The 22,734-nt window shown below is 45.6% G+C and carries 23 protein-coding genes; 13 read left to right on the top strand and 10 right to left on the bottom strand.

What is annotated here, in order from left to right; translation table 11 throughout:
• Nucleotides 1-3 precede the first annotated feature (3 nt).
• Entirely contained in the window at nt 4-1,098 is a 1,095-nt protein-coding gene (locus ICN13_RS06780) for a VanZ family protein (protein ID WP_216139643.1), read from the bottom strand.
• Nucleotides 1,099-1,135: 37 nt separating this feature from the next.
• Here ICN13_RS06780 and ICN13_RS06775 point away from each other — a divergent pair, with 37 nt between their 5' ends.
• Together ICN13_RS06775 and ICN13_RS06770 are read left to right on the top strand one after the other, a co-directional pair.
• On the top strand, nt 1,136-1,936 hold the full coding sequence (locus ICN13_RS06775) for a biotin--[acetyl-CoA-carboxylase] ligase (protein WP_216139642.1): 801 nt from the start codon (nt 1,136-1,138) through the stop codon (nt 1,934-1,936).
• Nucleotides 1,933-2,745 carry a type III pantothenate kinase gene (locus ICN13_RS06770; protein ID WP_216139641.1) on the top strand — a complete coding sequence of 271 codons (813 nt, stop codon included), beginning with the start codon at nt 1,933-1,935 and terminating at the stop codon, nt 2,743-2,745. The genes ICN13_RS06775 and ICN13_RS06770 overlap by 4 nt, the downstream gene beginning before the upstream one ends.
• On the opposite strand, the gene rfaE2 is transcribed toward ICN13_RS06770, so the two are convergent.
• Nucleotides 2,742-3,221 (bottom strand): D-glycero-beta-D-manno-heptose 1-phosphate adenylyltransferase, encoded by a 480-nt coding sequence (gene rfaE2 / locus ICN13_RS06765; protein ID WP_370622971.1) that lies wholly within the window; start codon nt 3,219-3,221, stop codon nt 2,742-2,744. The two genes, ICN13_RS06770 and rfaE2, sit on opposite strands and share 4 nt — an antisense overlap.
• Before the next feature lie 102 nt (nt 3,222-3,323).
• Between rfaE2 and ICN13_RS06760 the strand changes: the two genes are divergently transcribed.
• From ICN13_RS06760 to ICN13_RS06740, 5 genes are read left to right on the top strand one after another with little or no spacing between them, the layout of a single operon-like run.
• Nucleotides 3,324-3,914, top strand: a complete 591-nt coding sequence (locus tag ICN13_RS06760; protein WP_255534072.1) for a glutathione peroxidase — start codon at nt 3,324-3,326, stop codon at nt 3,912-3,914.
• Nucleotides 3,914-5,299: an NAD(P)/FAD-dependent oxidoreductase gene (locus ICN13_RS06755; protein WP_216864030.1), complete on the top strand. Its 1,386-nt coding sequence runs from the start codon at nt 3,914-3,916 to the stop codon at nt 5,297-5,299. The genes ICN13_RS06760 and ICN13_RS06755 overlap by 1 nt, the downstream gene beginning before the upstream one ends.
• Nucleotides 5,300-6,085, top strand: coding sequence for a DUF1365 domain-containing protein (locus ICN13_RS06750; RefSeq protein WP_216139638.1), 786 nt, complete (start codon nt 5,300-5,302; stop codon nt 6,083-6,085).
• Nucleotides 6,082-7,374: a cyclopropane-fatty-acyl-phospholipid synthase family protein gene (locus ICN13_RS06745; RefSeq protein ID WP_216139637.1), complete on the top strand. Its 1,293-nt coding sequence runs from the start codon at nt 6,082-6,084 to the stop codon at nt 7,372-7,374. Before ICN13_RS06750 ends, ICN13_RS06745 begins: the two co-directional genes overlap by 4 nt.
• Nucleotides 7,371-8,147: an SDR family oxidoreductase gene (locus tag ICN13_RS06740; protein ID WP_216139636.1), complete on the top strand. Its 777-nt coding sequence runs from the start codon at nt 7,371-7,373 to the stop codon at nt 8,145-8,147. Before ICN13_RS06745 ends, ICN13_RS06740 begins: the two co-directional genes overlap by 4 nt.
• A 20-nt stretch (nt 8,148-8,167) precedes the next feature.
• On the opposite strand, the gene ICN13_RS06735 is transcribed toward ICN13_RS06740, so the two are convergent.
• From ICN13_RS06735 to argS, 3 genes are read right to left on the bottom strand one after another with little or no spacing between them, the layout of a single operon-like run.
• Complete coding sequence (locus ICN13_RS06735; RefSeq protein WP_216139635.1) at nt 8,168-8,815, bottom strand: thiol:disulfide interchange protein DsbA/DsbL; 648 nt, start codon at nt 8,813-8,815, stop codon at nt 8,168-8,170.
• Nucleotides 8,812-9,417 carry an SPOR domain-containing protein gene (locus tag ICN13_RS06730; protein WP_216139634.1) on the bottom strand — a complete coding sequence of 202 codons (606 nt, stop codon included), beginning with the start codon at nt 9,415-9,417 and terminating at the stop codon, nt 8,812-8,814. Before ICN13_RS06730 ends, ICN13_RS06735 begins: the two co-directional genes overlap by 4 nt.
• A 38-nt stretch (nt 9,418-9,455) precedes the next feature.
• Nucleotides 9,456-11,150, bottom strand: coding sequence for an arginine--tRNA ligase (argS, locus tag ICN13_RS06725; protein WP_370622970.1), 1,695 nt, complete (start codon nt 11,148-11,150; stop codon nt 9,456-9,458).
• Between the two features lie 68 nt (nt 11,151-11,218).
• On the opposite strand from argS, the gene ICN13_RS06720 reads away from it, so the two are divergent.
• Nucleotides 11,219-11,536, top strand: coding sequence for a DUF1840 domain-containing protein (locus tag ICN13_RS06720; protein ID WP_216139632.1), 318 nt, complete (start codon nt 11,219-11,221; stop codon nt 11,534-11,536).
• On the opposite strand, the gene metH is transcribed toward ICN13_RS06720, so the two are convergent.
• Nucleotides 11,533-14,283, bottom strand: a complete 2,751-nt coding sequence (gene metH, locus ICN13_RS06715; RefSeq protein ID WP_216139631.1) for a methionine synthase — start codon at nt 14,281-14,283, stop codon at nt 11,533-11,535. The two genes, ICN13_RS06720 and metH, sit on opposite strands and share 4 nt — an antisense overlap.
• On the bottom strand, nt 14,280-15,344 hold the full coding sequence (locus ICN13_RS06710) for a homocysteine S-methyltransferase family protein (RefSeq protein WP_216139630.1): 1,065 nt from the start codon (nt 15,342-15,344) through the stop codon (nt 14,280-14,282). The genes metH and ICN13_RS06710 overlap by 4 nt, the downstream gene beginning before the upstream one ends.
• 74 nt (nt 15,345-15,418) lie before the next feature.
• On the opposite strand from ICN13_RS06710, the gene ICN13_RS06705 reads away from it, so the two are divergent.
• Nucleotides 15,419-15,874 carry a PhaM family polyhydroxyalkanoate granule multifunctional regulatory protein gene (locus ICN13_RS06705; protein WP_216139629.1) on the top strand — a complete coding sequence of 152 codons (456 nt, stop codon included), beginning with the start codon at nt 15,419-15,421 and terminating at the stop codon, nt 15,872-15,874.
• Here the strand turns inward: ICN13_RS06705 and ICN13_RS06700 are convergent.
• Entirely contained in the window at nt 15,786-16,871 is a 1,086-nt protein-coding gene (locus ICN13_RS06700; RefSeq protein ID WP_216139628.1) for an MBL fold metallo-hydrolase, read from the bottom strand. The genes ICN13_RS06705 and ICN13_RS06700 overlap by 89 nt on opposite strands.
• A 39-nt stretch (nt 16,872-16,910) precedes the next feature.
• Between ICN13_RS06700 and ICN13_RS06695 the strand changes: the two genes are divergently transcribed.
• Nucleotides 16,911-17,087, top strand: coding sequence for a DUF1289 domain-containing protein (locus ICN13_RS06695; RefSeq protein WP_216139627.1), 177 nt, complete (start codon nt 16,911-16,913; stop codon nt 17,085-17,087).
• Between the two features lie 12 nt (nt 17,088-17,099).
• Here ICN13_RS06695 and ICN13_RS06690 read toward each other — a convergent pair whose 3' ends face one another.
• Entirely contained in the window at nt 17,100-18,083 is a 984-nt protein-coding gene (locus ICN13_RS06690) for an MDR family oxidoreductase (RefSeq protein WP_216139626.1), read from the bottom strand.
• 87 nt (nt 18,084-18,170) lie between these two features.
• Here ICN13_RS06690 and ICN13_RS06685 point away from each other — a divergent pair, with 87 nt between their 5' ends.
• Genes ICN13_RS06685 through ICN13_RS06675 form a run of 3 tightly spaced genes read left to right on the top strand, consistent with a single transcriptional unit; the run spans nt 18,171 to nt 19,665 of the window.
• Nucleotides 18,171-18,467, top strand: coding sequence for a hypothetical protein (locus ICN13_RS06685; RefSeq protein WP_216139625.1), 297 nt, complete (start codon nt 18,171-18,173; stop codon nt 18,465-18,467).
• A 10-nt stretch (nt 18,468-18,477) separates the two neighbouring features.
• Nucleotides 18,478-18,978 carry a flavin reductase family protein gene (locus ICN13_RS06680; RefSeq protein ID WP_216139624.1) on the top strand — a complete coding sequence of 167 codons (501 nt, stop codon included), beginning with the start codon at nt 18,478-18,480 and terminating at the stop codon, nt 18,976-18,978.
• Between the two features lie 21 nt (nt 18,979-18,999).
• Entirely contained in the window at nt 19,000-19,665 is a 666-nt protein-coding gene (locus ICN13_RS06675; protein ID WP_255534071.1) for a glutathione S-transferase family protein, read from the top strand.
• A gap of 26 nt (nt 19,666-19,691) precedes the next feature.
• Here ICN13_RS06675 and ICN13_RS06670 read toward each other — a convergent pair whose 3' ends face one another.
• Nucleotides 19,692-22,727: an efflux RND transporter permease subunit gene (locus ICN13_RS06670; RefSeq protein ID WP_216139623.1), complete on the bottom strand. Its 3,036-nt coding sequence runs from the start codon at nt 22,725-22,727 to the stop codon at nt 19,692-19,694.
• Between the last annotated feature and the right edge of the window lie 7 nt (nt 22,728-22,734).

The raw sequence follows: 22,734 nt of genomic DNA, 5'->3' as shown, positions 1-22,734 counted from the left end.
TCGTCAATGCTTCGGTTTAAGTTGAACGGCGCTATAAATCATCCAAATTAATGCAATTGGTAACCATACCACCGATACCCATTGCATTAACTCATTAAAGTGCAATAAGCGCCCCTGATGCCAATGGCGCAAATTCAAAATGAAGTACGGATTATCAGGCAATACATTAATAGCAATAGTGCCAATCACTAAACACAATAACGCTAAATTAAGTCTTGTTCTTTGGCTAAATCGTAAAACTCTCCATAGCAAAAGACTTGCCAGGATCATCCCCCATAAAGCTCCAGCCGTTAGCCATATCAAGCTGAACTCCCCGCCAAACTGAAGGGCGCTGAAAAAGGTTTTCATGACTACAGTTAAACAAAGCAATCCCATTAAGATTCGCCACTGTGGAGCCTTGGTACGTAAACCTAATGAAAGTAATAATGCAACACCAAGCCAACAGAGCGCGGTAATCACCGTTTCTTGTACCACTTGATTAATAACTACTGTTCCCCAATCAATAGAGCCAAATATTGCATGGCCCCAAACTCCAGTACCGAGCCATGAACTTTGCGGATAAATTTGTGACCAAGGAAATAACAAGAAGAGAGCGCATGCAGCCCAGTTAAGACCAAACCATTGATCAAAGCGACGACGCATTGCACTACCCGATAACCACTGTGGCCCCAAGGGAATGGCTAATAAGCCACCAAGTAGTCCTCCAAATATATTCGCCCACCAATCCATCAGACTCGGAATGCGGGTTGGCAACCAAGACTGCAAGGTTTCCACACTCAGTGCAACTAGCGCACTTAGGCCCAAGGCAATACTCAATGCCACAAAATTACGCCAACGAGGATAGGCAGCAAAAACCAGCAAAAATCCAAATGGGATATATGCCAGGATATTGATGGAAACATCAAATAAAGTAATGAATCGAGGGAGCGGTGCATCTACCCAAGCCCAAGCCTCAATACCATTGCGGAAATCAAAATCGAAGGGGTTAAGGCTCACATAAACAATCAATAGCGCATAGCTTAGGCTCATTGCTCTGGCTAAAGGCATAGCCTGGAGGGGCCATACCAATTTATAGGGGCGCTGATCTTTTACATCCATTCCACAATTCTAGGTCAGACCTTTCTACAATGGCGAAATGACTGCTAATTGCATCCTCGAACGCGTTGCCGAAACCAAATCAACCAATGATGACCTTTTGGAGCGCTGGCGTGCCGGTGAGTTAATTGATCCAATAGCCCGTATCGCACACAAACAAACCGCTGGTAAAGGTAGGGCTGGGCGGGATTGGCTAGCCAATCCAGAAGACTCCATCAGTTTTTCCCTGGCTTTTCCATTCAAGAGAAAGCCAGCCGAGCTCACAGGACTAAGTCTTTTGGTGGGATTAGCAGTGATTTCTGGAATTGCACAAGCATACAATTTAAGCGAAGCCGCGCTTCACCAAGCTGGCCTAAGACTCAAATGGCCAAATGATTTACTACTGAACAACACAAAACTTGGCGGCATCTTAATAGAAGGTGGTCAAGCAAAAGCGGGTGATCCTACTTGGATGATTATTGGTATCGGCATGAACTTACGGAATGCAAATGCAATTGCAGCTGCCTTAGGAAATCAAGCTGGCCTAAAAATTGGTGCCCTAGATCAACTACTGCCATCGCAAGCAACACCACCTGATGTGGAATATCTCTGGCTAAAAGTCATTGCGTCTCTAGAGCATCATCTCAGCGAATTTGATCGGCATGGCTTTGGCATATATCAAGAGGCGTGGAAGATTTGGGATGCCTATCTAGATCAGTCGGTATGCATATCTGGTGCAGGTAAGGAGCCTATTTATGGTATTGCTCAAGGTATAGATCAAGTGGGCGCATTACTATTGCAACAAAATAATAAAACCATTGCCATTCATGCGGGTGATGTTTCTTTAAGAGTGCAGCTATGAGTCTTTACTTACTATTTGATGTTGGTAATACGCGCCTGAAATGGGCCGCTGTTGAATCAACACAAAAACCATCTGATCGACAAAAAAAATTATGGGCTTACTCTGGATCAATTAGTAGTAAATCTTTGGCCTCGCCTGAACATAGAGCAGAGTTAGCAGATTACATTGCTAAGACCTTGCCTAAGCCAGATGCAATTGGGTTTACTTGCGTAGCTGGTAAAGACGCCATTCAAAACCTTCAATCACTATTTCCACAGTGGACTGATATCACCTGGAAACAACTGGCAGGCAATAGTCCATTTGCTGGTGTACGCAGCCTCTATCAAGACCCAAGCCAACTAGGATCAGACCGGTGGGCCGCTGTGATTGGCGCCCGCGCCCTGTCTAGCACCAACACGCTCATTATTAATGCTGGCACAGCTACAACGATTGATTTGCTTGGTGCTAATGGGGTTCACTATGGTGGATGGATATTGCCAGGGCTTGAGCTGATGCAAAAAAGTTTAGAAGGTAATACTGCTCAGTTACCACTTGCAGTCCGCGATGAGTCTAGCAATGGTTTTGGTTTATCTACTAACAACGCCATCATTAGCGGATGCGATGCTGCTCAACTCGGTGCAATTCAATACGCAATTCAATTAGCAAAAGAAATGAATCATCCAGTTGAAAAAGTTTGGATTGATGGAGGTAATGCCAAGATTTTGGCGGCCGAAATGAGTAAAGCTAAAACGCAATCTCCATTAGCAATTGAGGCAATCGAAGGCTTGGTGCTGCGTGGCGTTTGGGCTTGGCTGCTACAGAATCTTTAAGAACGGATCTTGCCCAATAGACTAGTGGTAGAACGCTCATATAGAAATGGAATGGCAATCGCTTTGCCGCCCCAGGTCTTCACCAAATGCGTCTCTGCCAGAGTGTCGATTTCATAATCACCGCCCTTAACATAAATATCTGGGCGAATCTTTTCAATTAAGTTGACTGGCGTTTGCTCCGTAAAGAGCACAGTCATATCTACGCTCTCAAGTGCTGCTAATAAAGCTTGACGATCTGCTTCGGAATTGATTGGCCTATCTTCACCCTTGCCCAACATCTTGACAGAAGCATCTGAATTAACACCTACCACCAAGCTAGCCCCTAAAGCGCGAGCCTGCGCCAAATAACTAGCGTGCCCGCGATGCAAAATATCAAACACCCCGTTAGTAAAAACGATTGGTCTGGGAAGTTTTGCTATACGAGCGCTTAGTTGATCCAAGGGGCAAACCTTGGACTCAAAAGAAGGTGGCGGCAAAGAAGTCATAACGCAATATTAAAGGTATTGGCTAATACCCAGCGATATCGGCCAGAATGTCTTAGACTTGAGGACCGAAGACCCAATAAAAGAAGACATTTGATGGCCCCCAAGAAGCACTACTTATCCCGCTTGGTTTTTACCTGGATTATTACCCTGCTTGCCTCTTTATCAGGCGCTCAAGTCGTAAATGCTGCGCCTAACTGCAGCCCGCTGCTATCCCAGACCTTCCCGCGCCTGCAGGATGAGGCGCCGCAAAATCTCTGTCAGTACCAGGGCAAAGTTATTCTTGTCGTGAATACTGCCAGCTTTTGCGGCTTTACAAGCCAATATGAAGGTTTAGAAAAGGTCTATGCCAAATATAAAGATCAGGGCCTCGTCGTTTTAGGCTTTCCATCCAATGACTTCGGTCAGCAAGAGCCGGGAAGCAATAAAGAGATTGCTGACTTTTGCAAAAATACTTATGACGTGAAATTTCCGATGTTTGCGAAAAGCTCAGTGTCGGGAAGCAACCCCAATCCTCTCTTCAAGATGTTGATTGCCAAAACTGGCACAACACCAAAATGGAACTTCTACAAATACTTAATCGATCGCAATGGCAATGTGGTGGAGTCTTATGGCAGCATGACCAAACCAACTAGTAGCAGCATCACTACTGAGATTGAAAAGCTCTTAGGGGAAAAAGCTCGGTGATGAAAAAAAGAATTGCCATTATTGGTGCCGGCATCTCTGGCCTTGGATGTGCGTATGCACTACGACAACATGCTGAATTTGATCTAACTATTTATGAGGCCGGTGATCATATTGGCGGCCATAGCAACACCGTCGACTTTAAGTGCACTATTGATGGCGAAGAAATCTCTCATGGCGTAGATACCGGGTTCTTAGTCTTCAATCGCAAAACTTATCCGCGCTTAGTCCGACTCTTTGAGGAAATTAAGGCGCCAGTAGCTCCTTCCGAAATGTCGTTCTCAGTATCGATTGATGCATCCGATAAAAAACATGCTCATCGCAATATTGAATGGGCAGGCAATGATCTCAATTCTTTTTTTGGGCAAAGATCAAATCTTTTATCACTCTCATTCTGGAGAATGGCCTATGACATCTTGCGCTTTAATCGCCTAGCCACAAAGCTAGCGCATCAACAAATTGAAGCGGGTCATCTTTACAAAGAGCCTGATGAAAGCATTGCAACTTTCTTAGAGCGCAATCGGTTTAGCCAGAGCTTTAAGGAGAATTATTTTCTTCCAATGATTGGTGCCATCTGGTCGTGCTCTGTTGAGCAGATGCTCGAATTTCCTATTCAAACGATGGTACGTTTTTGCCATAACCATGGTTTGCTGCAGATTCAGAATCGGCCGCAGTGGCTGACGATTCAAGGCGGTTCTCGGGAGTATGTGAAAAGAATCGTCGCCGCTCTTGAAGAATCTAAAGTCAAGATTCTGCGTGAAGGTGTAACACGCGTAAATGCGAATCAAGATGGCATAAGTCAAGTTGAAGTCATCAGTCAATCAGGCTCGGCTTTTTATGATGAGGTTGTGATGGCCTGCCATAGCGACCAAGCTCTGGATCTAGTTCATGGCATACAGCAGCAGGCCAAAGATATTTTGTCTGCTATTCCGTACCAAAAAAATCGCGCCCTCCTCCATACTGATATTCGTTTTTTACCTGAGGCAAAACGTTGTTGGGCTGCCTGGAACTACACCGCTAAATCCGGCATGGCAATTTCGTCAAAGCAACATGTGAGCGTGAACTATCTCATTAATCGCTTGCAGCCACTTCCAGAAAAATTCAATAACACACAAATTATTGTCAGCCTCAACCCTGCAACAGAGCCCGATCCAAAACTGATCCATCAAGAAATTCATTATTCGCATCCAGTATTCGATATGAGTGCAATCCAAGCACAAAAAGAGTTGCCGCTGATTCAAGGTATGGCATCAATCTGGTATTGCGGCGCATGGACTGGGTTTGGTTTTCATGAAGACGGCTTACGCTCTGGCGAATTAGTCGCAGAAGCCTTAATAGAGGGTACTCATCTGCCGCTTAAAACCCAGCCCAAGCAAGATGCGCAATAAATGAATCAACCAAAGATTAACTTTGGAGTTGTAAAACATCAGCGGTTCAGACCAGCCAAGAATGCATTTGGTTATGGCGTGTTCACATTATCTATTCCTATGCGAGCCAGAAAACAGAATTCTGATCTTCTGAGTCAACATGGTCTCAATGACAATCGTCTAGGTCTATTTTCATTCTTTGATAAAGACCATGGTCTAGGAAATGCAGACAGTCTTGCATGGATAGAAAATATTCTGCAAGAAAACCAGATTCCAAATATTGATGGCGAAATCTGGTTACAAACTTTTCCTAGGGTCTTAGGTTATGTATTTAATCCGGTCAGTTTTTGGATTTGCACCCGTGCAAATGGCCAAGTACAAGCAGTATTGGCAGAGGTGAACAACACCTTTGGCGAGCGTCACTGCTATCTACTGTATAAAAACTCTGGTGAGGTACTGCGCTCTGGTGAGACCCTAAGAAGTCAAAAAGTATTTCATGTATCGCCATTTTGTGCGGTGCGTGGCGACTATCATTTTCGCTTCCTCTTCCCCCAAGATAGTAATAGCGGCATAAACTCTGTCTGCCGTATTGAGCTTCATGAAGATGGTCAACCCCTTATTAATACCAGTATTAGCGGTAGTAGCCGCCCACTAACCCAATCCAATCTTTGGCTAGCCTTTTTGCGCTATCCACTCATGAGTCTTGGAGTCATTTTCCGAATTCATTGGCAAGCATTGAAATTATGGATAAAAGGTGTACCCTTTCATTCAAAACCTAATCCACCTGAATTCGAAGTAAGCAAATGAATCGTCCCGGACAGTCTTTACTCTCTCGCCTCAATTTCTCAAGGTCGCAAAGTCGCACTAAGGCAAATACATCTCGCTTGGGCACAGAAACACTATTAAGTCTCTTATCCCAACTAAGTAGTGGCCACCTCAAAATGGTTCTGCCGGATGGCAACATCAGAGAGTTTGGCAATAAGTCTGATTCCTTGCATGCTGAGATTCAAATTCTGGATTGGTCTGTATTTAAGCAAGTACTATCTCACGGCGATATTGGTTTTGCTGAAAGCTATATCCGTGGGGAATGGAATACTCCAGACCTCAAAGCCATTCTAGAACTTGCAATTCGTAATCGCACAATTCTAGAAAAAGCAATTTACGGCAGTTGGTATGGATCAATTCTGTATCGCATCAGACACTGGTTGCGTGATAACAGTAAAACTGGCAGCCGTAAGAATATTCATGCGCACTATGACCTAGGCAATGCCTTCTATACATTGTGGCTAGATCCCACCATGAGTTACTCTAGCGCCTGGTTTTCAGAGGGTGAGAAACAATCTCTTGCTGACGCCCAACGCGCCAAAATTAGTCGCATTCTGCAATCTCTTGACACTAAACCTGGTGACCACATTCTAGAAATTGGCTGTGGCTGGGGCGGCGTTATGGAAGAGGCTCTACGCAGTAATACCGCAATTACCGGTCTTACTCTTTCAACAGAGCAAAAGGCATTTGCTGAAGATAGACTGAAAAAAGTTCAATCTCAGGTGGAATATTCAAAACCTTTTGAGGTTCGACTGCAAGACTATCGCGATTGCCAGGAACAATTTGAAGGTATTGCCTCGGTAGAAATGTTTGAAGCAGTTGGAGAAAAGCATTGGCCTGAGTATTTCCAAACCATTGCCAAATGCTTAAAGCCTGGCGGCAAAGCATGCATCCAAACAATTGTGATTGCTGAAGAGCTATTTGAACGCTACCGCCACAACACCGACTTCATTCAGCAATATGTTTTCCCAGGTGGCATGCTGCCCTCACGCACCAGCTTTAAAGAAAGCGCCGCCAGAGCAGGACTCCAAATTGAAGGAGAATTTGCTTTTGGGGCTGACTATGCCAAAACACTTTGCCTATGGCGAGACAATTTCAATCAGAAACTCGATGAAGTTCATGGCCTAGGCTTTGATGAAGCTTTTATAAGGCTCTGGAATTTCTATCTGATGTATTGCGCTGCTGGATTTGCAGAACGTAACATTGATGTTGTGCAATTCACCCTAAGCCATCAACAAAAACAGGTGTCGCCGGATGCCTTGAGCCTATGAAACAAAAGGGTATAACCAGCTTCTTAGGTCAGCGCGTATGGGTCATTGGCGCCTCCAGTGGGATCGGCGAAGCTTGTGCCAATGCACTGATTAAGGCCGGCGCTAAAGTAGCGCTCTCAAGTCGAAGAGAGGAGCGACTAAACCCCATCGCAGCATTAGGAAAGCCTGGACAAACTTTGGTATTGCCCTTAGATGTGACCAATGATGCTCAATTAAAAAATGGCTATCAGTCGATTCAGGGTGCATGGGGTGGGGTTGATTTATTGTTATTTGTATCCGGGGTGTATGTGCCACTTCGGGCGGACAACTTTGATATAGCTATGGCAGAGCAAACAATCGATGCAAATCTGTTGGGCCCAATGAGAGCTGTTGCGCTCGTACTGCCTGAGATGCTCAAAGCTCATGCGGGGCATATCGCCATTGTAGGAAGTGTTGCAGGGTATAGCGGCCTTCCCAAGGCCTTAGCGTATGGGCCAAGTAAGGCTGCCATCATCAACTTCTGTGAGACGCTCTACTACGATCTACTCCCCCAGGGAGTCAGCGTACACATGATTTCTCCTGGCTTTGTAGCCACCGAAGCAACCGCTCAAAATGATTTTGAGATGCCCGCCTTAATCAGCGCTGAAGAAGCTGCTACTGAAATTATGAGTGGGCTTGAAAAGGGGGAATTTGATATTCATTTCCCCAAGAGATTTTCAGGATTCCTAAAATTTCTCAGAATCCTGCCCTATCCACTGTATTTCTGGATTGTGCGCCGCTTCGTCAAAATCTAAGCGCAGCTCCAAAAAGATAATTACTGCTTGTATTTATCTTTGCGAATTTTTTCTTCGAGATAGTCCATTACTGCTATTGCCTTTGCCTTAGTACCAGCAATAGAAGGTGATGTAACGTACTTACCCTGCATCACAATCGTTGGTACACCATCAATACGGTAGGACTCTGTCATTTGTTTGGCTGCACGGGCTTTAGAAATCACAGCAAAAGATCGATAGCTAGCCAAAAAGGTGTTGCGATCAATCCCTTGAGAGGCAACCCAATCTGCAATCTCTGACTCGGTCAAAAGACGCTTATTTTCTTTATGCATGGCATACATGACTTTCTCATTGAGAGCATCACCCTTGCCCAGGGACTCGAGCGCATAAAACAACTGGCTGTGCGGCATAAAGTCATCACGAAACGCAACTGGTACTCTGCGGAAAACGACATCCTTAGGCTGACGCTTTACCCAGCTGCTCAGCTCAGGCTCAAAGTCATAGCAATGAGGGCAACCGTACCAAAAAAATTCAATAACCTCTACCTTGCCCTTAGTCTCAACAGGTTGAGCAATTGGAAGAATACGGTAATCAAACCCTTCCTCAATCTTTTGAGCTTGCGCAGAAACAATTCCGCTTAGACAAAATAATGTCAGTAATGTAAATAGTCTTTTGCTGTATGAAATCATGATTTGCTGGATTTAATCAGGGTTGGTTTAATGCCCATGGTGCTTAATTTTTCACGCACAGGATTGGTCTCATCAGGGCTGTTATAGGGCCCTACACGCACGCGCCACAAGGTATTCCCATCAGCAGTGACTTCACTTAATTGCGCCTGAATTCCTTGAATTGCTAAATTGGCTTTTTGTGCATCCGCATCAGCACGCTTTACAAACGCACCTACTTGGAGGAAATAAATTGCATCTGATTTTGGCGCTGCTGCAGGCGCAGCTTCAGCTGGCTTCTTGCCATTTACTAAATCAGCAATTGGGTCAGATGCAGCAGGTGCCTGTGATTTTCCTTGTAAAGGCTTATTCAAATCTAATTGCTCTACTGGTGCAGCCGGCTCGCCTTCAGCTGGAGCCGCCGAAGGCTTAATTGTCAGAGGTAAATTTGGTGCGCGTACCCCAGGCCTTTCCTGAGGCGTATTTTTCGACAGGTAGAAAGCAATCACGAAAGCAATGCCTAAGCCTGCACCTAAGCCCAATACAAAACCCAAGATAGTGCCGCCATATTGGGTATTTTTGCTATCAATCTTCATGAAGCCAGTTTGTTGATTCGGTTTTTTCATTATTTCCTCATCTTACATTTTCACTTCATACGCCGCCATTACATCTTAACGGGTGCAGATACCCCTAATACTTTTAATCCATTTTGCAGCACTTGACGGGTTGCTAATAGTAGCGCCAAACGAGCCGCCTTCAGATTCTGATCATCCACTAGCACGCGGTCTGCGTTATAGAAGGTATGGAAATCCCCCGCAAGATCGCGCAAATAGAAGGCAAGTGCATGGGGGGCTAGCTCAGCTGCAGCATCAGTAAGCACCTCAGGGTACTCAGCTAAACGACGCAATAAATGGTCTGATGCTTTGCTTTGTAATAAAGACAAATCGGCTGAGGCTAAATCAGAAATCTGTCCGCCCCACTGTTGCAAGATCGAGTTGATACGCGCATGAGCATACTGAACATAAAACACTGGGTTCTCGTCATTTTGCTGTAAGGCTAGATCAATATCAAATACAAATTCAGTATCCGCTTTACGTGAGATCAAGAAAAAGCGGACTGCATCACGGCCGCGTTGCAATGCCAATTCTCTTTCTTCAGGGGTCATTTCAGGGGTCACGCCACCCGACCACTCTACTAAATCACGCACAGTGACATATGAACCTGCACGTTTAGAAATCTTCACCTCTTCACCATGACGCATCACGGTCACCATCTTATGCAGCACATAATCTGGATAAGTCTTCGGAATATCCCAGCCACGCTTTTGCGCCACGCCTTGCAAACCAGAGCGGACGCGGGCTATCGTGCCATGGTGATCACTTCCCTGTACATTAATCACTTTATGGAAACCACGATTCCACTTACTGGTGTGATATGCCACATCAGGAACAAAATAAGTAAAACTGCCATCTGACTTGCGCATGACGCGATCTTTATCATCGCCATCATCTGTAGTTTTTAACCACAATGCGCCTTCAGACTCATAGGTCTTACCAATGCTCTGTAAGTCACCGACAATTTGCGCAACACTACCATCGGTATATAAAGAGGACTCTAGGTAGTAGCAATCAAATTGAACGCCGAAGGTTTTTAAATCGATATCTTGCTCATTGCGTAAATAAGCAACTGCAAATTGGCGGATGGCTTCGAGATCCTCTTGATATTGTGGAGAGGCCTCAAAAGCGGCAGCAATCTCGGCAATATATTCACCGTTATAAGCCTGCTCTGGCCAAGCTGCATCGCCAGGCTTTAAGCCATTTAAACGGGCTTGAACCGATAAGGCCAGATTAGCGATTTGCACACCAGCATCGTTGTAATAAAACTCACGATGTACTTTGATTCCCTGGGTGGCTAATAAATTTGCTAGCGCATCGCCAAGTGCAGCTTGTCTGCCGTGACCAACATGCAATGGGCCTGTAGGATTTGCCGAAACGAATTCAATCATGGCGCTGGCTACTGGAGCATTCCCTTTTGGTAGCTCGCCAAAATGAGTGCCTTCCGTCAGGATCTCATTGACTACTGCTGTTTTAGCAGCGTTACTTAAGCGGAAATTGATAAATCCAGGCCCCGCTATTTCACATGAAGTAATTAGCTGGTCAAACCCGCTCTCTTTTTGTAGGCGATCTACTAAAGCCTGGGCCAGCTCTCTCGGATTGAGCTTCCAAGCCTTAGATAACTGAAGTGCAATATTGCAAGCGACGTCACCGTGATCAACCGCCTTAGGGCGCTCTAAACGTGGTGGAGGTGGTTGGTCTAAGCCGCGTTCCTGAGCAAGACTCCCAAGCGCGCTGCCAAGCATCTCAATTAAACGATTTTTATTGGTTAACAACATAGAAGAGTGAGTTTATCAGGTGGTAAGCTATTGAAATGATCTATCAATTTCGCTCAAAAGCTGGTCCAGACGTCATTATGCTGGCGGATCTGACCAAACGGATCTTCGATATTTTGGGCCGTCCGCTAGAGCCCCGCGGAATCCTCACAGTTGAGCATCTCCCTGCGCTTATTACAGCCCTAGAGACTGCCATCCTCAAAGACCTTGAGGACCGCTCCAAGGCGCAGGATGAAAGCAAAGAATCTAATGAAAAATCAAAGCTGACTGATCGCCTTGGGCAGCGGGCGTATCCATTCCTAGAACTAATGAAGCAGGCCAAAGCCAAAGATGAACCCGTGATGTGGGGCGTTTAGTCTATTAAGCTTGCCAATTGACGGCGTACGTCTTCGACAGACTCGCCACGACGTTTAGCCAAATCTTCAATCTGATCGACTGAGATTTTTCCAACATTGAAATAGCGCGCATCTGGATGGGCGAGATAAAAACCGCTTACGCTAGAAGCTGGGTTCATGGCCATTGATTCAGTTAGGGTCATACCAATATCTTCAGAACCCATCACTCTCAGTAGATCTTTTTTGACTTCATGGGCTGGGCATGCCGGATATCCGGGTGCAGGACGAATACCGCGGTACTCTTCATTGATCATTTGATCGTTTGTCAAAATCTCATCTGTGGCATAACCCCATAAATCAGTGCGCACACGGTGATGCATAAGCTCGGCAAATGCTTCAGCCAAGCGATCAGCCAAGGCCTTCAACATAATCGCGCTGTAGTCATCGTGCTTAGCCTGGAACTCTGCAACTTTCTTCTCGACACCATGGCCAGTTGTAACCGCAAAACAGCCCAGGTAATCAGCAACACCAGAATCTTTTGGAGCAACATAGTCTGCCAAAGAACGGTTAGGTCTGCGCACTCCATCAACCACTGGACGCTCAGCCTGTTGGCGCAGGTTATGCCACACGAAGAGTGGATGTTCGCGCGCCTCATCGCTATATAAAACGATATCGTCACCAATCGTATTGGCAGGATAGAAGGCGACTACTGCATCAGCTTGTAACCACTGACCTTTAATCAATTTATCGAGCAATACCTTGGCGTCTTCGTACACTTTGCGCGCTTCAACGCCCACAACTTCATCATCCAAAATAGCCGGAAACTTACCAGCGAGGTCCCAAGTCTGAAAGAATGGTGTCCAGTCAATATATTTAGCAATATCGCTTAGTGCAAAGTTTTTAAATACGCGGCGGCCAATAAATTTTGGTTTTTCTGGAACATAAGAAGACCAATTAATGAGCTCGCGATTTTTACGAGCCGCTTCTAAAGAAATAGTTGGTGCCGCTTTTTTATTAGCATGCTGCTCACGAATACGCACGTAATCATCGCGTAAGTCTTGAATAAATTTCTTGGCACTCTCATCAGAAAGCAAACTTGAGGCAACCGATACAGAGCGAGATGCGTCTGGTACATAAACCACGGGCCCATCGTAATGGGGGGCAATCTTTACAGCAGTATGTACACGCGAGGTTGTTGCTCCACCAATCATCAATGGGATCTGACGTTCACGGAAATAATCGTCACGCTGCATCTCTTGAGCAACATAAGTCATTTCCTCAAGTGATGGTGTAATCAAGCCAGAAAGACCAACAATATCGGCATTTTCTTCCTTGGCTCGCTTCAAAATCTCAGCGCAAGGAACCATCACACCCATATTGGCAACTTCAAAGTTATTACATTGCAAGACCACGGTCACAATATTTTTACCAATATCGTGTACGTCACCTTTCACAGTAGCCATCAAGATCTTGCCCTTAGCCTTAGCTTCACCACCAGCAGCAACATGTTGACGCTTCTCTTCCTCAATATAAGGAATCAGAATAGCAACGGCTTGCTTCATGACCCGCGCACTCTTTACCACTTGAGGTAAAAACATTTTTCCGGCACCGAATAAATCACCGACGACATTCATGCCATCCATGAGTGGACCTTCAATCACCTCAATTGGCCTACCACCTGAGCCCATAATTTCTGCGCGTAGCTCTTCTGTATCTTCTTCGATAAATGTCGTGATGCCGTGGACTAGTGCATGCGTTAAGCGTTCGCGTACTAGCGCCTCACGCCATACCAAGTTCTCTACCTGCTTAGCGCCACCACCTTTAAATTGATCGGCGATGTCTAATAAACGCTCAGTTGGTGTTTTGCCATCTTTCTCTTTAAAGCGGTTGAGAACCACATCCTCAACGCGCTCACGCAGCTCTGGATCCAAATCGGCATAGACGCCCAGCTGACCAGCATTCACGATGCCCATATCCATACCAGCTTGAATCGCGTGATACAAAAACACCGTATGAATAGCTTCGCGCACGCGATCATTGCCGCGGAATGAGAAGCTAACGTTTGAGACACCGCCACTGACCTTGGCGCCCGGAAGATTTTCTTTTATCCAACGGGTGGCATTAATAAAGTCGACCGCATAGTTATCGTGCTCTTCAATACCAGTGGCAATAGCAAAAATATTCGGGTCAAAAATAATATCTTCTGCGGGGAAGCCGATTTCATTCACCAAGATGTCATAGCAACGTTGGCAAATTTCTGTTTTGCGCTTGAATGTATCAGCTTGGCCTACCTCATCAAAAGCCATCACCACAGAAGCAGCGCCATAACGACGAATTAAACGCGCCTGCTTTCTGAAAGGTTCTTCACCCTCTTTTAGGGAGATTGAATTCACAATTGGCTTACCTTGAATACATTTCAGGCCAGCCTCAATCACACTCCACTTGGAGGAGTCAATCATGATTGGAACCCGAGCAATATCAGGCTCAGAAGCAATGAGATTTAAGAAGCGCACCATAGCCGCCTCAGAATCTAGCATCGCCTCATCCATATTGATGTCGATAACCTGGGCACCATTTTCAACTTGTTGGCGCGCTACTGCGAGTGCCTCATCAAATTGATTATTCAAAATCATGCGAGCAAATGCTTTAGAGCCTGTAACGTTAGTGCGCTCACCAATATTCACAAAACCAACATCTGGCGTAACGTTAAATGACTCCAGACCAGAGAGCTTCATTGCAGGCATTGCTTTTTTATCTAACTTACTCATGCTACCGCCTCAGAATCTTCGCGATAAAAAGCGCGTGGTTTGCGTTTCGCAACTGCATTGGCAATTGCACGGATGTGATCAGGAGTAGTTCCACAGCAACCACCAACCAAGTTCACTAGTCCATCCTTAGCAAAACCATCGACTAAGCTTGAAGTAATGTCAGGCGTTTCATCAAAGCCGGTATCACTCATCGGATTGGGCAATCCGGCATTGGGGTAACAAGAAATTGCTGCATCACAAATACGTGAGAGCTCAGCAATATAAGGGCGCATCAAAGCTGCGCCTAGTGCACAGTTCAGACCAAATGTGAGGGGCTTAATATGGCGCAAGCTGTTCCAAAACGCCTCAACTGTTTGGCCAGAAAGAATTCGTCCGGAGGCATCCGTTACTGTTCCAGAGATCATTACCGGCAAACGTTCGCCTGTCTCTTCAAAGAATTCATCTAATGCAAACAATGCCGCTTTAGCATTGAGCGTGTCAAAAATAGTTTCAACCAAAAATAAATCTACGCCTCCAGCAAACAAACCTTCAATCTGTTCACGATAAGAAGTACGCAATGCATCAAAGGTGACATTACGCGCGCCCGGGTCATTTACATCCGGAGAAATACTTGCCGTCTTTGGTGTAGGACCAATTGCTCCAGCAGCAAAACGGGGTTTATCAGCAGTGCTGTATTTTTCACAAGCTGCGCGAGCAAGCTTTGCGGAAACCTCATTCATCTCACGCGCCAGCCCGGCCATTTTGTAATCCTCTTGAGCAACCGAGGTGGCACCAAAAGTATTGGTTTCAATGATGTCAGCGCCAGCATCCAAATATTGCTCATGTATCTTGCTAATAATTTGCGGCTGGGTCAAAACCAAGAGTTCGTTGTTGCCTTTGATATCTCCAGGATGATCAGCAAATCGAGTATTGCCAGGCAAACCTCGATAGTCAGCCTCAGTCAATTTATATTGCTGAATCATGGTGCCCATGGCGCCATCCAAAATCAGGATGCGCTGCTTTAGCAGCTCGGGAAGCGCCTGACCACGGGTGTAAGGCTGGGAAATACCATTAGATTGCATTGATTAACCGGGATAAATCTCTAGAATCCCTTATTCTATTGGAAAAGCCACTTTTCATTTAACCCGGAGTAGGTATGTTTGGAACAATTCCAGAATTTAATCAAAGCCTTGAAATGTTTAAAACCATGTGGGGACAAGGTGCTGCAGGTCAAGCTGGCCAATTTCCCTTCACTGCAGATGCCTCTAAAGCCGCTGGCGGCTTTGCCTCAGCCTTTCCAGGGCTGGACATTGATGAACTAGAAAAGCGCATCAAGGACCTCAAAAGCGTTGAGAATTGGCTAAATCTCAACCTCAACATTCTCAAGTCCACTATTCAGGGCCTTGAGGTACAGCATGCCACCATGATGGCCCTAAAGTCATTTGGAGATGCGGTATCCGCAGCGAGCACCGCCGCAACAGCCCCAAACGAAGAGTCAAAAACCAAAACAAGCAGCGTGAAGGCTAAACCACGGAAAACCTCAACACGCCGTCCTCGCAAAGCCGGCGATCCAACTTTCCTCGACGAAGTAGGTAATTCAGATGGGCAATAGCTTCACCCATAGCAAAAGTAAGCTGATGAATATCTAATTCACGCTTAAATAAAACCGGCACTATCTCTCTAGCATGTGCCGGTTTTTTACATGCACCAAGCGTATCCGCCAAGCGCTCATCATGATGCGCTTTCAGTTGCGCGATACGTGGCTTCATTCCCGTAAATGGCTTGCCATGTGATGGCAACACTAAGGTGTCATCAGGTAGAGGCAAATATTCATCCAGCGAATCCAAATAGAGTCCTAATGGATCAGCATCTGGGTCAGCATCAAAAACGCTGACATTCGTTGAGATACGCGGCAAGAGCATATCTCCAGAAATCAATACCCCTAAGTCTTTGCAAAAAAGTGAGGCATGTTCTGGTGCGTGTCCATACCCCATGATGACCTGCCAATTTTTTCCGCCAATCAAAATATGCTCACCATCCATAATGCGACGATATTGGCGAGGCACGCCTGGAACCATATTGCTGTAGTAATTACTACGCGCCCGAATTTTTTCTAAATCTTCTGGTGTAGTTAAACCATGTTTTTGAAAATGATCTGCAGATCCACCGCCGCCGGCACGCGCTCCAATGGCAGCCCCACCCTCTTTGCAGCTTAGCCACTGAGCGGTTAAAAAATCAGTCATGGAGATCCACAAAGGCGCATTCCATTTCTCACATAACCATTGTGATAAACCGACGTGATCTGGATGCATATGCGTCACGAGCACCCTCAGAACTGGCAGACCATCTAACTGAGTCGCAAAAATCTTTTCCCACGAAGCCTTAGTCTCATCATTCGCAATACCGCAATCTACTATCGTCCATCCTGCAATGCCATCGATTTCATCCCGTAGAAGCCAGAGATTAATGTGATCCAAGGCAAATGGCAGCTTCATTCTGAGCCAACGAACCCCTGGGGCAATCTCAATAGTGCTTCCAAGCTCAGGAAGCGCCTCTCCTAATGGATAATGAATAGCACTTTCTGCTTTTGCCTGATTTTGAGTGCTCATGATTTGAACTTTTTCTGTTGAATTGCGATTAGGTTTATTTTGACAACTGTCCCATCACCTTGCATCAATTGGTGCGATATCAATCCCGAGAATGGTTACTGCCGCGGATGCTATCGCACGCTTACTGAAATTGCAGATTGGTCTGATCTTTCTAATCCTGAAAAGCTTGAGGTTTGGTCTAAGCTAAATACACGCAAACCTCAAGCACCAGAATAAATTGATCGTTTCTTACTTATTCACATCCACAATTAAGCGACCACGTACATTACCGGCCATTAACTCTTGCGCATACTTTAGAGATTCTTCTAAAGTAATTTCATGAGAGATTTCATCTAAAGTTTTTAGATCAACTAATTTACGCAATTGCTCATAAGCAGCAATCCGTTTTGCACGCGGCACGGTTACGCTATTGATGCCATAGAGAGTTACGCCACGCAAAATAAATGGCGCAACACTGGATGGAAAGTCCATGCCTTGAGCAAGTCCACAAGCAGCTACCGCGCCATCACTCTTGGTTTGTGCGCAAGCATTGGCCAGGGTATGGCTACCAACGCTATCGACTACTGCAGCCCAACGCTCTTTTGCCAAAGGTTTACCTGGGGCAGATAAAGTAGCGCGATCAATCACTTCAGCGGCACCCAATTTCTTTAAATAATCCGCCTCAGCCATTCGGCCGGTACTAGCAACAACGGTAAAGCCGAGCTTGCTTAATAAGGTGATTGCAAAGCTTCCAACCCCACCTGCTGCACCAGTTACCAATACCTCGCCATCACTCGGCTTAAGACCATGCTTTTGCAAAGCCATGACACACAGCATGGCGGTGTACCCCGCTGTACCGATTGCCAGCGCTTGCTTAGCTGTAAACCCCTTAGGAAGTGGAATTAACCAGTCGGCCTTAACTCTGGCCTGCTGGGCCAAACCACCCCAATGTCCCTCGCCCACTCCCCAGCCATTTAGGAGCACCATCTCTCCCACTTTGAAGTCTGGACTAGTACTCTCTATCACCTCACCAGCAAAATCGATTCCAGGAACCATTGGGAAGCTTCTCACTACAGGGCCTTTGCCAGTGATAGCTAAGCCATCCTTGTAGTTCAGGGTGGAGTAAAGAACCTTAACCTTAACTTCCCCTGCTGGCAGGCTAGCCTCGTCAGCCTGTCCCAATTCAGCGCGATAGCCTTGATCATCCTTATTTACCAATATTGCTCTAAACATGTCTCTTCCTTTTATAACGGGGCATTTTCCCGCAACAAATGCTTAATAGGTTTATCCTAACGAGCATTGCTCATTATGGAGGCTTCCATGAAAAAAATTCTACTATTAACCGCAATTTCTGGCTTGATGCTCACAGGGTGCTATTCGACTCAAATTAATATGTCTATGGGTAATATGCGCTTAATTACTTCCAGCTCTGATCCCCAAGATGTCATGGACTTTGCTACCAAGACCTGTAGAAACGATTTCTATGAAGGCGCCAGCTTCTTATCAAAAGCGGGCAAGGAATATCGCTTTAAATGTGTGAAGACCGAAGAAAATGAAGTGCTTATTCCTATTCCAGGAACAACTATCGCCCCTGCAGTTAAAGCAGAAGTAAAGTAAGTAAAGTTTGATGGCCCCGTTTACCTCACAAGAGCTACGCAAAGGATTTGCATCATTTGCTACCGGGGTCACTGTCATTACCTGTGTTGATGAAAATCAAGGTCATCACGGCATCACTATTAGCTCGTTCAACACAGTTTCTCTTGAGCCGCCCCTCATCCTATGGAGTCTTAAAAGGCATTCGCGCTTAATGCCATGGGTAGAGGTAGGTAAGAAGCATCTCATCCACGTGCTTGAACGCTCCCAAGAGAATTTGGCAATGCATTTTGCTACCGTAAAGCAAGAGCAATTTGTAAACGTTGGGCATAAGTTAGCCGCTAGTGGACTTACTCAGATCCATGATTGCGTTGCATACTATGAATGTGAAACTGTTTCTGTACATATAGGTGGAGATCACAACATCATTGTTGCCAAGGTGATTAACTTAAAGAATCATCCCGAGAAAGAACCACTCATTTTTGCTCGTAGCAAATTTGTTAGCCTTGATTTCGCAGAAACAAAAACCACCTAAATAGTCTTTTAAGGAAACGTCATGATGCGTTTATGGGGTCGCAAAAGTTCCATCAATGTTCAGAAAGTATTGTGGTGTCTCGCTGAGCTAGGACTAAAAGAGGGTCAAGACTTTGAGCGCATTGATGCAGGGATGCAATTTGGCATTGTTCGCTCACCAGAATTCCTAAAACTAAACCCGAATGGCCTGGTGCCTACCCTAAAAGATGGCGATATTGTGCTCTGGGAATCCAATACCATCATGCGCTACTTGGCTTCGCAGTACGATAAAAATAAACGTTTTCCATTGGGCACAGCCCCGCAATTTAACTCTGAAAAGTGGATGGATTGGCAAGTTGGCACTCTTTGGCCAGCTCTGCGCCCTACCTTTATTGGCCTTACTAGAGTTCCGGGAGCTGAGCGAGATCATGCCGGCATTCAAAAAGCGTATCAAGATGCAAACCAATTATTTGAGTTACTTAATCAAACATTAGAGTCTCAGGCATATTGCTCGGGGGAACGATTTCATATTGGCGATATTGTTCTGGCTCTATGTGCACATCGCTGGATTTTGCTAAACGAGACCTTCCCGAAACAAACCGGTGAACGCGCTAACTTGAAAAATATTAATCGCTGGCTTGAGCAACTTAAGGCTGAAACTTACTTTCAAGAATTTGCAGAGAAAGAGCTCAATATCATTAGTAAGTGATATTGAGCCTTAATCGATTTTCGTTATTACTCTTGCTTAAATTTCTTCTGATGGTGATCAGCGCCAATAAAGAGATACATTGCAGGCACCACAAACAAAGTAAATAGCGTGCCAATTGATAGGCCAGTAAAGATCACAATACCCATAGATTGACGGCCTGCGGCACCTGCGCCAGAAGCAATCACCAAGGGCAATACGCCCAATACCATGGCTGCAGTTGTCATCAAAATTGGCCTTAAACGCACGCTACTTGCCTCAACAATTGCATCGAGCTTGCTACGTCCCGCTTCTTGGAGTTCATTAGCAAATTCCACAATCAAAATACCATGCTTACTAATCAGGCCCATTAACGTCACTAAGCCTACCTGGGTATATACATTCAAGGTAGTGAAGCCTAAGTTAATAAAGATGAGTGCGCCAAAAAGGGCAAGCGGCACTGACACCAGAATCACGATCGGATCACGGAAACTTTCGAACTGCGCAGCAAGTACCAAGAATACGATCAAGATCGCAAAGAACATGGTGACCAAAAAGCCGCCGGACTCAGCCATGAATTGACGTGATGGACCAGCATAATCCATGCTGTAACCATTGGGTGCAACTTCTTTCAAACTTTGACGCATGAACTCCAATAAATCCGCCTGCGAAATAAACGGAGTGCTCACTCCCGCAATCGTCGCGGAGTTCAATTGCTGAAAGTGATTAATCGATTGAGGCACTACCTTTTGTTTAATGCTTGCAATCGTACGAGCCTGAATCATTGCACCGCTTGGTGTACGAATGTAGTAATCCAAAATCTGGTCTGTGTTTAAGCGATCAGTCTGTTTTACTTGTGGAATCACGCGATAGGATCTACCTGCCACTGAAAAGTAGTTCACATAACCACCGCCCAAAGCGGCAGATAATGCAGAACCAACTTGTTGCTGAGTCATCCCTAAAGCAGCAACTTTTTCTCGATCAATAACCAAAACATCTTGTGGTTTATCGATCTTCAAATCAGAATCTACATAGAAAAAGTTTCCAGAACGTCGTGCTTTATCTAAAACAGCCTGAGAAACTTCGTTCAGTTGCTCATATGATTCAGTGGTATTGATCACTACCTGCACCGGGAAGCCCTGGGCTCCTGGCAAGGCGGGGAACTGGAAGGCTGCCACGCGAGCACCAGCAATCGTGTTCCATTTCTGCTGCATATCTTCTTGGAACTTTGTAGCATTGCGACTCCGCTCACCCCAATCCTTCAATAAGATACCGCCAAAGCTTGAAGTTGGGCTGGTAATTTGGAATGCCTGCTCATATTCTGGTTCAGCGCTAGCAATTGCATAAATCTGATCTGCGTAAGTCTGCATTTGGTTGACAGTGCTATTTGGTGGGCCAGATGCTTGCATCAATACAATACCCTGGTCTTCCGTCGGAGCAAGTTCAGCACGCGCAGTAGCGTAAAGATAGGCGACACCACCCAGAAGAATTACGCCCATCACAATAATCACCTGCCATGTACTTAATAAGTCACGCAGGGTATTTTGGTAGCTGTGATGAACCTTATCAAAGATCCGATCAATCTTTTGTACAAAAGAAGAGGCTTCTTGCTCTTCAGTAAAGATACGCGAACACATCATTGGCGAAAGCGTTAGTGCAATCAGACCCGAGACAGCGACTGCGCTCGCCAAAGTAAAGGCAAACTCCGTAAAGAGAGCGCCGGTCAAGCCACCCTGAAAGCCAATTGGGATATACACTGCAATCAATACAACTGTCATCGCCAAAATAGGGCCGCCCAATTCGCGAGCAGCAATCAGTGAAGCCTCTAATGGAGACTTGCCCTCTTTCATATGTCGATCAACGTTTTCGACCACGATAATGGCATCATCAACCACCAAACCAATTGCTAGTACTAGCGCTAACAAAGTAAGCAAATTGATGGAGTAACCCAACACTTGCATTAAGAAGAATGTACCAATCAATGAGAGTGGCATCGCAATGACCGGGACCGCAACTGCACGCACACTACCTAAGAAGAGATAAATCACAATGGTCACAATGACCAGAGCCTCTATCAAGGTTGAAACTACTTCATCAATCGAGCTCGTGATGAATTTGGTGGAGTCATAGACAATCTTGCCGGTCATGCCAATGGGTAATTGCTTCTGAATACCAGGAACTACATCGCGCACCCTCTGAGCAACATCTAAAAGATTGGCCTGGGGGGCAACCTTGATAGCAATAAATACCGACTTCTTACCGCTAAAGGCAACATTGGTGTTGTAGTCCTCAGATCCCAGGGTGACATTTGCCACCTGATCGAGATACACAATATTCACACCATCTTTTTTAACTACTAGCTTACGAAACTCTTCTAGAGTATGTAAATCAGTACCCGCAACCAAATCGACTGCAACCATATCGCCTTTGGTGCTGCCTACTGCTGATAAATAGTTATTGGCAGATAGAGCGCTGTAGACATCGTCAGCGCCTACTCCGAGACCTGCCATCTTCTCGCGATCTAACCAAGCGCGTAGGGCAAATTTTCTGCCACCCGTAATTTCTGCATTTTGTACGCCCTCAACAGAATCCAGCTTAGGCTTTACGACTCGCAACAAATAGTCAGTAATCGCATTATTGGGTATGTCATCGCTATAAAAACCCATGTACATCGCAGCGGTAGACTGGCCTACCTGAACTGTCAATATAGGCTGCTGGGCCTGTGGTGGCAGTTGATTCTTAACTGCACTGATTTGTGTCTGAATTTGCGTTAATGCTGCATTAGAGTCGTAGTTCAACTTAAGCGTAGCAATAATCGTCGAAACGCCACTGACACTTGCTGACGATAAATAATCAATCCCTTGCGCCTGCGCAATAGAAGCCTCAAGTGGCTGCGTAATAAAACCTGCAATGGTTTCTGGATCAGCGCCATAGTAGGCAGTAGTAATCGTAACAATTGCATTCTGTGTTTGCGGATACTGGTTGACTGGCAAAGAACCAATAGCCTTTAAACCAAACACCAATACGAGCGCACTCACGACCAGCGAAAGCACTGGTCTGCGAATGAATATGTCAGTCCAATTCATTTACTCA

The organism is Polynucleobacter sp. MWH-Berg-3C6 (genome assembly GCF_018881855.1).
In the GTDB taxonomy this organism is placed as follows: domain Bacteria; phylum Pseudomonadota; class Gammaproteobacteria; order Burkholderiales; family Burkholderiaceae; genus Polynucleobacter.
This window is presented reverse-complemented; position numbering and strand designations above follow the sequence as displayed.

Bases quoted from the DNA above. Each gene is read 5' to 3' on its own strand.
- ICN13_RS06780 (WP_216139643.1), bottom strand. From the start codon at position 1,098: ATGGATGTAAAAGATCAGCGCCCCTATAAATTGGTATGGCCCCTCCAG.
- ICN13_RS06775 (WP_216139642.1), top strand. From the start codon at position 1,136: ATGACTGCTAATTGCATCCTCGAACGCGTTGCCGAAACCAAATCAACC.
- ICN13_RS06770 (WP_216139641.1), top strand. From the start codon at position 1,933: ATGAGTCTTTACTTACTATTTGATGTTGGTAATACGCGCCTGAAATGG.
- ICN13_RS06760 (WP_255534072.1), top strand. From the start codon at position 3,324: ATGGCCCCCAAGAAGCACTACTTATCCCGCTTGGTTTTTACCTGGATT.
- ICN13_RS06755 (WP_216864030.1), top strand. From the start codon at position 3,914: ATGAAAAAAAGAATTGCCATTATTGGTGCCGGCATCTCTGGCCTTGGA.
- ICN13_RS06750 (WP_216139638.1), top strand. From the start codon at position 5,300: ATGAATCAACCAAAGATTAACTTTGGAGTTGTAAAACATCAGCGGTTC.
- ICN13_RS06745 (WP_216139637.1), top strand. From the start codon at position 6,082: ATGAATCGTCCCGGACAGTCTTTACTCTCTCGCCTCAATTTCTCAAGG.
- ICN13_RS06740 (WP_216139636.1), top strand. From the start codon at position 7,371: ATGAAACAAAAGGGTATAACCAGCTTCTTAGGTCAGCGCGTATGGGTC.
- ICN13_RS06735 (WP_216139635.1), bottom strand. From the start codon at position 8,815: ATGATTTCATACAGCAAAAGACTATTTACATTACTGACATTATTTTGT.
- ICN13_RS06730 (WP_216139634.1), bottom strand. From the start codon at position 9,417: ATGAAAAAACCGAATCAACAAACTGGCTTCATGAAGATTGATAGCAAA.
- argS (WP_370622970.1), bottom strand. From the start codon at position 11,150: ATGCTTGGCAGCGCGCTTGGGAGTCTTGCTCAGGAACGCGGCTTAGAC.
- ICN13_RS06720 (WP_216139632.1), top strand. From the start codon at position 11,219: ATGATCTATCAATTTCGCTCAAAAGCTGGTCCAGACGTCATTATGCTG.
- metH (WP_216139631.1), bottom strand. From the start codon at position 14,283: ATGAGTAAGTTAGATAAAAAAGCAATGCCTGCAATGAAGCTCTCTGGT.
- ICN13_RS06710 (WP_216139630.1), bottom strand. From the start codon at position 15,344: ATGCAATCTAATGGTATTTCCCAGCCTTACACCCGTGGTCAGGCGCTT.
- ICN13_RS06705 (WP_216139629.1), top strand. From the start codon at position 15,419: ATGTTTGGAACAATTCCAGAATTTAATCAAAGCCTTGAAATGTTTAAA.
- ICN13_RS06700 (WP_216139628.1), bottom strand. From the start codon at position 16,871: ATGAGCACTCAAAATCAGGCAAAAGCAGAAAGTGCTATTCATTATCCA.
- ICN13_RS06690 (WP_216139626.1), bottom strand. From the start codon at position 18,083: ATGTTTAGAGCAATATTGGTAAATAAGGATGATCAAGGCTATCGCGCT.
- ICN13_RS06685 (WP_216139625.1), top strand. From the start codon at position 18,171: ATGAAAAAAATTCTACTATTAACCGCAATTTCTGGCTTGATGCTCACA.
- ICN13_RS06680 (WP_216139624.1), top strand. From the start codon at position 18,478: ATGGCCCCGTTTACCTCACAAGAGCTACGCAAAGGATTTGCATCATTT.
- ICN13_RS06675 (WP_255534071.1), top strand. From the start codon at position 19,000: ATGATGCGTTTATGGGGTCGCAAAAGTTCCATCAATGTTCAGAAAGTA.
- ICN13_RS06670 (WP_216139623.1), bottom strand. From the start codon at position 22,727: ATGAATTGGACTGACATATTCATTCGCAGACCAGTGCTTTCGCTGGTC.